This window comes from Sodalis sp. RH21 (assembly GCF_047324175.1).
Taxonomy (GTDB): Bacteria; Pseudomonadota; Gammaproteobacteria; order Enterobacterales; family Enterobacteriaceae; genus Acerihabitans.
Map to the genome: position 1 here is coordinate 5708322 of NZ_CP178732.1, position 11174 is coordinate 5719495.

Here is an 11174-nt window from a genome sequence, read left to right on the forward strand (position 1 = left end):
GCCAATAAAACTCAACCATAAATCTGCTCTGGAATACACTGCGCAAAAAAAATCATAACCAAGCAAATAATATATCGAATTTTCCTGCAAAGACGGATTACGTAACTTCTTGCCAATAACCGGGCTTCACTACACTTAAAACTATTATAAGGCCCGGCCTTGATCCGACTTGCCATGACGCTTGGATGATAACCTTATTCCTGACGCCTACCGCCCGGCTTGTCCACGTTTCAATGCCGGTTAACTATGCCGGTTAACTGTCCCGATTAACTATGCCTGCCGCCTAGCATAACGGCGACCAGCTTTCCGGCAAGGCAATGGTCGAGGTGGCCTCCAGAATCTGTTCCGGTCCGCCTTTGGGCGGCCAGATGCCATCATCATAGGATTGCTTACGTATGGCAAAGCGCTCATCCACCCCCGCATAAGGCCAAATATGAGTGATGCGCGGGGCGCCGTCCAGGGCGTACATATTGGTGACCAGATGGGACATGGGTTCGCGCAACGGCATCGCCGCTTCCCAACCGGCCAACGTTGGCGGCAGCCCGCCCGGTTTGAGTTTATAGGTCCTGATTTCATAAATTTTGCCGAACCGGCCCGTCGTTACCGCGGGAAGGAAGGGAAATTGCGCATAGCTGCTGATATCCACGTTCGTGATTATGGCGCCGGCATTAAAGGGATTGGTATCAAACAAAATGCGCTCCCGTTCGGTTAATAGCGCGTTAATATCGATAAATCGCCGGAGGATAATCAGTTGACCAATCACCCCGATATCACTATGCCAGGCACCGAGTAATTCGCCTTCGCCCCGGCGGGCGCCCAGGTAGTTCCTGGCGGATTCGGAAACCTCTGCCACGGTGAGCAACGGGCAGGAAAGAGTCGTCAATTCGTAAACGGTAGTCATATAAAGCCTCCGTTCTGGATCGGGAAGATATCAGCGTTACAGAGTAGCATACCGGTTCTGCCTGGGTAGAGAAGGGGCAATGCGGCGCTACCGGTTTTTATGGGGCGGTCCCTGGCGCGATAGCAGAGCAATGCGCCGAAACCACCTGCCACCGGTTTGACTGCCGGCGCCAGACGCGGGTGTAACTAAAGGCGCCGGCAAACGGCGTGCCGGCGAAACTGCCGCCAAGATCGGCGCGCAAGGTCACCACTGCGCCGCCCTCGAACATCCTGATATCGCGTTGGGAAATATCCAGCCGCACCAGCCGCAGGTTACCGGAGCGGTGGGCGGCCAGATCTTCCGCTTTACCCAGCCGTTGACCCTGCTGGTTAATAAAAACCAGGTCATCGGCCAATAATCCGTCCAGCGTATCCGCGTCGCCGGCCAGCATCGCCGCGCACAGCCGTTCTTCCAGGCGTTCCACCACGTCCCGATCGCCGATGGCCAACCCTTTGGCGGCTTCGGCCTGCGACTCGGCATCATCGGCATATAAAATACTGTCGGTTTCCGCCCGCGCCCATAGTTCCTCATCGCTGAGCGAGGTTTGCACCAGCTCGATGGGAATGCCGCCATCATCGATAATGGCGACCCGATAGTTTTTGATCGGCTCGTAAGGGCCGAGCAACACCTTTTGCCCGTCAATAGCGAGGTCCAGCTCGGAGACTTTCAGGGCCACGTGCGGCAGAGTGCGAAACAGCGGGTGCAACGGACTGCCTTCTTCATAACGATGCCATTGCACGCGCAGCAGTTTGCAGGGGCTGTCGCTGGTATACATGCGGTATTGGGCGCTGTAGCGCTCGCCCGGCAGGGGCTCGCCGGTGGGTATACCCAGATGGTGAAAAGCGTAATCCACTTCAGGATGCTGGTTCATGGTTATCCCTTATCTTACTTCCCACGCCGGGGAGGGCTGGCCGCCATAATTTACCGCCGACTCAGAACTTATACCAGAGACGCACCCAGTTTTCGTCCGGCTGATGGTCGGAGGTATTGCTGAAGGTGCGTTCCAGATCGATTTGGAAACCAAAAGGCAGTACGGTGGCCAGTCCCAGATAAGTATGGTTGGTCTGATAATTGTCCCACCGCATGCCGTCGCCGGCGACATAGGGCTTAAAGCTTTTAAAGACCGCATTCTTTAATTGGAACGTATAGCCGGCCAGATATTCCCATCCTGGCGCGGTGCCTTCAAAATAATTGTCCGGCACGCGTTGGCCGTGCCGTGGAATAAAGTCCTTAAACAGCCCCCCTGATGCCGCCAGCACCCAGTTATCCGGTTTCCACTGTGCCGCGATGCCAGTCATTTGCTGGCTATAACCCGCTGAGTCGTTAGCTGCACGGTCGCGCTTGCGCGAGACTATATTGGCGCGGGTGTAACTGTAAGCCGCGCTCAGGGTGAGATCGCCGGCCACATGATAATCTGCGCCTATGGCCCCTCCCGATTTGCGCTGATAGCGCACGTTGTCGCTTTTAATGTAAAAATCGTCCACCGGCGCGGACCAGCTGAGATTAAGGGTAACCGGGCCGATATCCCCGGTGTATTTAAGCAGATTCTTGCCGCGGTAAGAGCCATCATAATTACCGTTTATACCGTTATTCGAGCCTTGGCCGTGCATATCATTATCCCAGATATCGGTTTTAGCGCCGATTACGCTGTAATAAACGCTGTTTTGCTGGCCATAAGTTAATGTTCCGTAGGTATTGCTGGCAACCCCGGCATAAAGTTTGCGCTTGAAGGTAGTGTCCTTTTGATGATCGTAATGGCTGCCGGAACCAAGTTCATTAAACATATCGAAGCCAACCTCGTAATACCCCAGCAGGTGAACGTCATCGTTGAGATAGTAGTCAACAGACGTATGAATATAGCTCCCGCTATCGTATCCGCGCTGCATAAAAGTATGGTTATCGGACGGTCCCATTTTATTGCGGTATTGCGGACGCAATATGCCGCCGAATTGCAATTCCAGCCCATTAATCATGGGCAAATTATTATCTCGCTTCAACAATAGAATATCGCCTCTGGCGATATCGGGCATAACTGCGATACCTATAATGGCCAGCATGATGCCGAAGATGGTATTGGTACGAAAGTTCATGGCATTGCTCCTGAAAAACGGCGATAACGTGCTTGCCTGTCGCGGCGGCGGACAGACGATATTCCTATTCGGCAAAATCCGGCATGCGGCGGCCATACCGGATAAATGACTATTTCCGGCGTAGGGCGCCCGTAAGGGATTGGAAGGTTCAATCCGGGCATGCGGGAGATGCGTAGGATAATTGGCCGGGACCGGTATGGCCCCTGTCGTTAGCGTGAAATACGCGCGGCAAAGGCGACCGTTTGGCGCAAGGGCTATTTATTCATGGGTGTTAGCGCTCTTTGAATCAATATTGCCCACCACGAACAAATAAGAACAAATGCCAATCCCCGCCAGTACCGCAATAAAAACCAGCGCCGGGGCGAAATTATCGCCGTCGATTAATGCGCCGATGGCTATGGGGACCACAATGGATGAGAGCGCGCCGGTGAAATTGAATACGCCGCCCGCCAGTCCGATCAGGTGCTTAGGCGCCAGCGCTGTGACAAAAACCCAGGTGATGGTGGCCAGGCCGTTGCCAAAAAAGGCAATGGACATAAAAACGATGATCCAGAACGGCTGGTCGGTATAGCTGGCGCCCAGGATAAACATGGTCAAAGCCATGCCGAGGATCACCGGTGCTTTACGCGCCACGCTCGAAGATACGCCGCGGCGGATTAGGCGATCGGAAAACAGGCCGGCAAGCAGCACGCCGCAGAATGCCGCCAGATAAGGAACTGAGGCGACATAGCCGGATTTGATAAAATCCATATGGCGATATTTCACCAGATAGGTGGGAAACCAGGTAAGAAAAAACCAGAACGTGGCGGAAATGGTAAATTGGCCGAGATAAATGCCGATAAGCTTGCGGCTGCTAAACATCAAGGCCAGATCCGGCCAGTTAAAAGTGCGTTTTTTCTGTTCCTGACGGCTTTCCAGCAGTGCGCCGCCGGCGCGGATATAGGCGATTTCCTCGGCTGATACCCGTTTGTGCTCCAAAGGCTCGCGATAGAGCCAATACCAGATAACGGCCCAGATCATTCCCACCGCCCCGGTAACCAGAAACAGGCCGCGCCATCCAAACAGTACCTGGATATGAAACAGCAGTGGCGTCATGCAAGCCATACCGACAAATTGCGCCGATGAATAAATGCCGATGGCGGTCGCGCGCTCCTGCTCGGGAAACCAGCTCGAAATAACGCGATTATTGGAAGGCATTACCGGCGCTTCAAAAGTACCAATGCCCATTCTCAGGCCCACCAGTACGCCAAAACTGCTGGCGACGGCGTGAAGCGCGGTAATCAGCGACCAGGCGAACAGGCCGACGCTATAAACCAGCCTTGAGCCCAGGCGATCGATCATAAAACCGCCGGGAATTTGCAACGCGGCGTAAATCCAGCCGAAGGCTGAAAAAATCAACCCCATCTGCAGCGGTGTAAAACTCAGCTCACCCGCCATTTGCGTGGCCGCTACCGAGAGATTGGTGCGATCCATGTAATTAATAATGATATTCACAAACACCAGACCGAGTACCAGAAAACGCATCCGGCCCGCCCGTGCGGCCGTTGATGATGCGGAAAGCGGCTGTCCTGACATACATAAGTTCCTTCAGAGATATTGATTGGAAAAAATCCGCCCGATAAAACGCCTTGCTTGATCTAATATGTTTCTTTTATAGAAACAAATAATCAGTAGCAATGTTTCTTTAATAGAAATGTGATCGGAGCGAAAATTATTATCCCCAACGGCTCGAACTGTGAAGATAGCGCGTCGGCGCAGCCGGGTTAAGGTAAAGATGACGGGGCCGGCTGGCGATGCGCCGCGGGAATGCCGCAAGAAGAAGGGATGACGGGCAAGGTCGGCACGCGTACGGGTCTGGATCACAAATTTTTATTTTATGTGATGCGACCCGCAGCCGGAATTGCTAGTATCTCTATTATAGAGACATATAATTAAATAATTATGCCATGCCCGGCAGAGCTCCGCCCTACAGGACCCGGCCGTGGCCCGGCTTGATCAGGCCAGCAATCGGGCGAGGGCCAACAGTTCGGCGCGTTTTTCTTCCATTTGCCGTTCATTGAGGTTGAAGAGGCCGGAGAAGGCCAGCGCCGTCCGATCGGCGGCCTGGATTTTCACCGCCAGCGAATACTCGCCGTTATCCCGGCGCCAGACCAGCGACCCTTGTTCGCGACATTGGGCAATGAGGTGCGCGACGCTGGCCAGTTCGTCCGGCTCCAGGATTTCGGCCAGATGGCTGTCGGTAAAATCCGCCAGCAGCGCCAGGCCCAGGACGGAGAAGACGGCGGGCTGGATCTGGTAGTCCACCAGCGCCTGATAGTCATGCTGTCCGGGCTTGGCATGATAGAGATAGACCACTTTGTTTTCCCAAAGCACGCCGAGCGCCACCACGTGATCGTGCGGCGCATGTTCGGTCAATATGTCGAGGGACTTGCGAAACAGGCTGGAGCCGCGCATGGCCTGGGCGGCAAGGGCATGAATCCCGGAACCCGGCAGATAGCGCCGTTTTTCATCCTGCCGGGTCAGTCCGATGCTGGACATGGTCATCAGTAATCGATTTACCCGGCTGGCGTTCATATCCAGATCGCGCGCCAGTTCGCGACAACCGATGGCGCGGCCGCTGGCGACCAGATATTGCAGGCAGCGGATGCCGTCGATCAGACTTTGGTTGGGCTGTGAAGACATGGTGTTCTCCTGTGAAACACCAATGAATATTAACAGAGTACCCCTAATTTCAGAATATCCGTTATAGCTTAAGGAGCAGTCATGTATATCTCAGCAAAGGCGGACCGCCGCGAATTTCCGCAAGTCGACGTCAATGTCGATTTTGTGGTCGCCGGCGGCGGGTTGTCGGGCGTTTGCGCCGCCATTGCCGCCGCGCGCGAGGGTTTGCGGGTGGCGCTGGTACAGGATCGTCCGGTACTGGGCGGAAATGCCTCCAGCGAAGTGCGCCTGTGGGCGCTGGGCGCCACGTCCCACCTCGGCAATAATAATCGCTGGGCGCGCGAAGGCGGCGTAATGGGCGAAATCCTGGAGCTTAATCTCTATCGCAATCGCCAGGGCAACCCCGTGATATTCGATATGCTGCTTTTGGATTTGGTCAGCCAGGAAAAAAACGTTCAGCTCTTTCTCAATACCGCCCTGGTGACCGTTGAAAGCAGCGCCGCGCATATCCAGGCCGCCGCCGGTTTTAACAGCATCAATGAAACCCATTATCGCTTCACCGCCCCCCTGTTCTGTGATGCGACCGGCGACGGGCTGCTGGGTTTTCTCGCCGGCGCCGCTTTTCGCGTCGGCGCGGAGGAGCGCGAGGAATTCGACGAGGGGATGGCGCCGCAGGAAAACTTCGGCCATATGTTGGGACACTCCATCTATTTCTATACCCGCCATACGCCGGAACCGGTGGATTTTGTCGCGCCGGCGTTCGCCCTGGCGGATATCACCGCCATCCCCCGCTATAAACGACTGACATCACATTTGAACGGCTGCGATCTTTGGTGGCTGGAATGGGGTGGACGCCTCGACACGGTACATGATAGCGAGAAGATCAAATGGGAGTTATGGAAAATAGTATGGGGAGTGTGGAATTACATTAAGAACAGCGGTGAATTCCCCGAAGCGCGCAATATGACCCTTGATTGGGTGGGCCTGATTCCCGGCAAACGGGAGAGCCGCCGTTTTATCGGCGATTATATGCTGCAGCAAAAAGACATTATCGAGCAGCGCGATCATTATGATGCGGTCAGCTTCGGCGGCTGGTCGATTGACCTGCACCCCGCCGATGGGGTCTACAGCAAGTTGGACGCCTGCCTGCAGTTTCATAGCAAAGGGATCTACACTATCCCGTTCCGTACTCTATACAGCCGCGATATCGATAATCTGTTTATTGCCGGCCGCATTATCTCCGCCAGCCACGTGGCTTTCGGCAGCACCAGGGTGATGTGTACCTCAGGGCAAAACGGCCACGTTATCGGCCAGGCGGCCGCCCTATGCGCCAAGCGAGGCTGGACGCCGCGCCAGCTTGCACAGCCGGGGCATGTCCAACTGCTGCAAAACCGGCTGATGGAAAACGGCGGTTATATTCCGCGCCGCGCGTTAACCAGCCTGCCCCCAGCCACCGTTACGGCATCTTCGACCTGGCATCTGGCCGAACTGCCGCCCAACGGCGCGTTTCAGGCGCTCGACGATCGCTGCGCCCTGCTGCTGCCCCTGCGCGCCGGCGAACGGCTGCCGGTATTGACGCTGACGCTGGCGGCCGCGAAAGCACAGGAATTAGCGGTGACATTGATGGCCAGCAAACTGCCGTTCAACCACACGCCTGAAGCGATCCTCGGCGAACGCCTGCTACATTGCCTTGATGGGCAACATCGCTATACGGTGGATTTCGGTTATCGCGCGCCCCATGATTGCTACGTATTCCTCGCGCTGGCGCAAAACAGCGCCATACGCATTGCGCTCAGCGATGACGATCCGGTGGCGATCAAAACGGTATGGAACCGTGTTAACCCCAAAGTGGCCAAACACAGCCGCCAGACAGCCGACGGCGACTATGGCGTCGACGAGTTTGATTTCTGGTTGCCGCAGCGGCGCCCGCAGCAAAGCGTACCGTCGATCGCCTTCTCGCCGCCGCTGCGCGCGTATGCGCCCGAGGCGGCGATCGATGGATTTATGCGCCCGAGCGACCATACCCATGCCTGGGTACCCGACCGGGAAGATCCGGCGCCTGAATTAATATTACAACTGGCCGCGCCAACCCGGCTCGCCGAAATTGGCGTGATGTTTGATAATGATTTCGATCACGCCATGGAAACGGCGCAGTGGGGGCATAACGAGCGGGTCAGCCCAAACTGTGTGAAAGCTTATACGCTATGGGTAAATGGCCGATGTATTGCAACGGTTGAGGACAATACCCGCTCCTGGCGCAAACACCGGGTTGCGCTGGCGGAACCGATTGCCGAGGTAAGGCTGCGTATACAGGGCACCCATGGCGGCATACCCGGCATATTTGCCCTGCATTGTATTGCGGCGGATTAAGGGACCGTCCATTCAGCTACCGGCGGGCTTGATTTCGATCCGGGCCGAAATGCGGGCCATTTCGGCGTCGTCGGTAAGCCGTACCGACAGGGATGCCGCGGCATCAATAATGGCGCCGTCGCTTGCCTCCCGCATGTTGAGCATATCGGCAAAGGGATCGCTTAGGGAACGGCCGGTGGGGAATGGGCCGCCGGCCTGCCCGGCGGCGGGTTGGCTTCGGCATTATCGCAGGGGTGCAGGCGAAATTGAGGCCTTAACCGATAAATGAAAATTGATCTGTCCTAGAAATCATCACGCTAAATAATTTCAAAAACTATACTGACTTCATTATCTAATATGGTGTGAAATCGGCATTTAAAATTTTTGGTTCAAGAGAAGTATCACCTACCCTCATCAATACTGAAAATATTATTTCCCCATTGGAGGCGTTATGAAGATATTGACTACTATTGTGCTTGTTTTATTAATTGTTGGCGGTCTTAATTGGTTATTGGTTGGTTTATTCCGCTTTGACCTGGTAGCCACGATATTCGGCGGCGAAGGTGCGGTATTATCACGAATCATTTATATCGTCGTCGGCTTATGCGCCATTTATACCTTAGTGCTGCTCCCCAAACTGCATTCAGCTTGCCATCCGGGCTAATCCCCCAATCGGCCCTTGCCTATTCAGGCTTGAATTAACTCCCGGCTATTCACGTCGTTGCCCGGCAATCAGCCGGGCATCCCCAAAATTCCTCGTTAAGCGCCATCAACGCCGGGCCATGGCCGCCATACCCGCAACAGTCGCCGCACAACAAACACAAACCGTACTGCAAGCCGATGGTTAATTTATTGGTTAAGTCAGCGCCATGACATGGCATAATGATGGGCTATCCGAATGGATCAACCTTTTGTGTCTTTATTAATCGTTAATTATGATAAAAAATAATTCTTTCCAACAGTATTTCTTTGCCTGTCTATTTTTTGTCCTGCCGATCGTTATCGCCAATGCTTATTATATTGACGATCTTGGCCGGGCAACCTCCGGGTATACCGGCTGGGGGCATGACGGCAGGCCGATGGCCGACGTTATCATGATAGCGCTTAATCTGGGAAAAAGGCTGACCGACCTGGCCCCGCTGCCCTTATTGATATCGGCGGCGCTGCTGGCGTGGTGTTTTGACCGTTTTCAGCGGACGTTTATCCGGGGCCGGGGCCTGATGGCTTTCCTGGCGCCCCTGGCCTTTTTATGCAATCCATTTTTGGTCGAAGTCGTGTCTTACCGCTTTGACTCCTTGACGATTATCGCCGGGGTGGCATTCTGCTTTTTATCGCTGATGACCGGCGGTTACGGGCGGCTAAAACGCAATCTCCTGGCGGTACTGGCCATGCTCGCCGCCATCGCGAGCTATCAAATCCTGCTTAATGTGCTGATCGCGCTGTTCCTGATAGAATTTATCTGCCAGGTCGCCTGGTCGCGGCTCGCGTCCGGTATACTAAAATCCGCGGGCGAACGGCTTTGCCAGCTGGCGGCAACGTTGGGAATGTACTTTTTTATCGTCTTGCCGCTTAGCCTGCACAAACAGGAAGTGGAAAACCATCCGGGCGTCGCGACCGGCAATCTGCTGGACACGCTGATAAATAATGCCCATGCCTATGGCGGCTTTATGCGAGCCGCGCTGTTTGGCGACGCCACGCCGATCATTTTTGCCGCTTTTACCGCCATAATGCTGCTGGGGTCGGTTTATCTGGCCCTATGTTATCTCAGGGAGCACGGCCGCGGGTTCGCCCAATGGTTTATTGCCTTGTTATGTGCGATTTCACCGCTGGCGGCGGTTTTGGTTATCCTGGGCGCGCTGCTTTTTTTAAATAACGCCATTGCCACCTTCTCCCGGGTCTATATCGGCCTCAGTGGCTATCTATTATATTTTTCGACGCTGGTTTATCTGGTAGCGAAAAAAACCGGCCTTAGGCATCTGAATATCGTTTCCTTGATACCGCTACTGTATGCGTTTCCTTTCATTTATTCCTATGGCAATGCGTTAAGGCAGCAAAATATTCTTGATCACGATCTGGTGCTATCCATCAAGCAGAACACCGTCGAGTATAACGAGAACGAATTTTATATCGTGTTTAACGGCGATCGGCGCGTGTCGGCGGTGATGCAAAATTCGGCTAAAAAATATCCTCTAATTAATACGTTGGTAGTCAATTATTTTGCTAACTGGTATTTCCCTTTTCGTTATATGCAGATCAATGGCCTGGAACAGCGCTACCCGCTGCCGGGGCTGGGGATTACCGCTAATCCCGGGGAAACCCTCTGCGCCAGCCGGCTGTTGACTAAAACCACGGACTACAATTTATACCTGAAAGGGGATATTTTGACCGTGGATTTCGCGCGACATGAATGCCGTTAACCTGGCGCTAAACCGCCGCGTTCATGGTTGGGCTTCATCGTTAAAGCAACCGCATGGCCTGGATAAAACTGGCGATCCTATCGCCGTTGCCGGCATCTTCGTCGGGAAGGTTTTGCTCGATGCAAAAACCCGAGAAAAACACCATAACGATATCGGCGATGCGTTCCGCCGCCATGATGGGCTGGGCGGCGCGGATATTGTCCACCAGCAGCGGGCGCAATTTGCGATGCGCGTCGGTGACCATAGCGCGTACCTGCGGCGGCAACAGCGGAAATTCGCGTAGGGAGTTCACGGCAAAACAGCCCCTTTGGCCGTCAGGTTGCTGTTCGGCCAGGCGCAAAAAACGCTCGATATTACCCCAACCCCTCGGCTGGGCGGCCAGGATCTCCTGCGCGCCGCGCTTTTGGAAATAAAAGCGCAGGCTATGGAAAAACAGATCGTCTTTATCCGCGAATTCCGCATATAACCCTGACTTATTGACACCGGTAGCCTGCTCCAACTGCTGCAGGGTGGTGCCGCTAAATCCTTGGTTCCAAAACACCGGCAGCGCCTTGGCCAGCACCCCTTCGCGATTGAATTTACGCGGCCGCCCCATTTTTTACCCCTTGTGGTTGCCTGCCGGCGGCAGGCAACATTAAAAAGAACTATTTAGTTCTAAATAATAGCACAAGTTTGATAGGGTCATCCAGCCCGGTACGCCAGACGGCCCGCGGGGAG

General features: G+C 54.5%; 10 protein-coding genes. 3 read left to right on the plus strand and 7 right to left on the minus strand.

Going from position 1 to position 11174, the window contains the following annotated elements; genetic code table 11:
* Positions 1–283 precede the first annotated feature (283 nt).
* From ACL2XP_RS26315 to ACL2XP_RS26335, 5 genes are all read right to left on the minus strand, one after another.
* Complete coding sequence (locus ACL2XP_RS26315; RefSeq protein WP_413736372.1) at positions 284–901, minus strand: NIPSNAP family protein; 618 nt, start codon at positions 899–901, stop codon at positions 284–286.
* A gap of 97 nt (positions 902–998) precedes the next feature.
* Positions 999–1811, minus strand: a complete 813-nt coding sequence (locus ACL2XP_RS26320) for a nuclear transport factor 2 family protein (RefSeq protein WP_413736373.1) — start codon at positions 1809–1811, stop codon at positions 999–1001.
* Positions 1812–1872: 61 nt separating this feature from the next.
* The gene (locus ACL2XP_RS26325) at positions 1873–3030 is read right to left on the minus strand and encodes a porin (RefSeq protein ID WP_413736374.1); all 1158 of its coding nucleotides are present in this window, start codon (positions 3028–3030) and stop codon (positions 1873–1875) included.
* Positions 3031–3288: 258 nt separating this feature from the next.
* Positions 3289–4605, minus strand: a complete 1317-nt coding sequence (locus ACL2XP_RS26330) for an MFS transporter (protein ID WP_413736375.1) — start codon at positions 4603–4605, stop codon at positions 3289–3291.
* Positions 4606–5025: 420 nt separating this feature from the next.
* Positions 5026–5712, minus strand: coding sequence for a helix-turn-helix domain-containing protein (locus ACL2XP_RS26335; RefSeq protein WP_413736376.1), 687 nt, complete (start codon positions 5710–5712; stop codon positions 5026–5028).
* An 81-nt stretch (positions 5713–5793) separates the two neighbouring features.
* On the opposite strand from ACL2XP_RS26335, the gene ACL2XP_RS26340 reads away from it, so the two are divergent.
* On the plus strand, positions 5794–8061 hold the full coding sequence (locus tag ACL2XP_RS26340; protein ID WP_413736377.1) for an FAD-dependent oxidoreductase: 2268 nt from the start codon (positions 5794–5796) through the stop codon (positions 8059–8061).
* Between the two features lie 12 nt (positions 8062–8073).
* Here ACL2XP_RS26340 and ACL2XP_RS26345 read toward each other — a convergent pair whose 3' ends face one another.
* Positions 8074–8196 carry a hypothetical protein gene (locus tag ACL2XP_RS26345; protein WP_413736378.1) on the minus strand — a complete coding sequence of 41 codons (123 nt, stop codon included), beginning with the start codon at positions 8194–8196 and terminating at the stop codon, positions 8074–8076.
* Between the two features lie 295 nt (positions 8197–8491).
* On the opposite strand from ACL2XP_RS26345, the gene ACL2XP_RS26350 reads away from it, so the two are divergent.
* On the plus strand, positions 8492–8704 hold the full coding sequence (locus ACL2XP_RS26350; protein ID WP_413736379.1) for a DUF378 domain-containing protein: 213 nt from the start codon (positions 8492–8494) through the stop codon (positions 8702–8704).
* A gap of 271 nt (positions 8705–8975) precedes the next feature.
* Complete coding sequence (locus ACL2XP_RS26355; protein WP_413736380.1) at positions 8976–10457, plus strand: glucosyltransferase domain-containing protein; 1482 nt, start codon at positions 8976–8978, stop codon at positions 10455–10457.
* Between the two features lie 40 nt (positions 10458–10497).
* On the opposite strand, the gene ACL2XP_RS26360 is transcribed toward ACL2XP_RS26355, so the two are convergent.
* Positions 10498–11052, minus strand: a complete 555-nt coding sequence (locus tag ACL2XP_RS26360; protein WP_413736381.1) for a TetR/AcrR family transcriptional regulator — start codon at positions 11050–11052, stop codon at positions 10498–10500.
* Between the last annotated feature and the right edge of the window lie 122 nt (positions 11053–11174).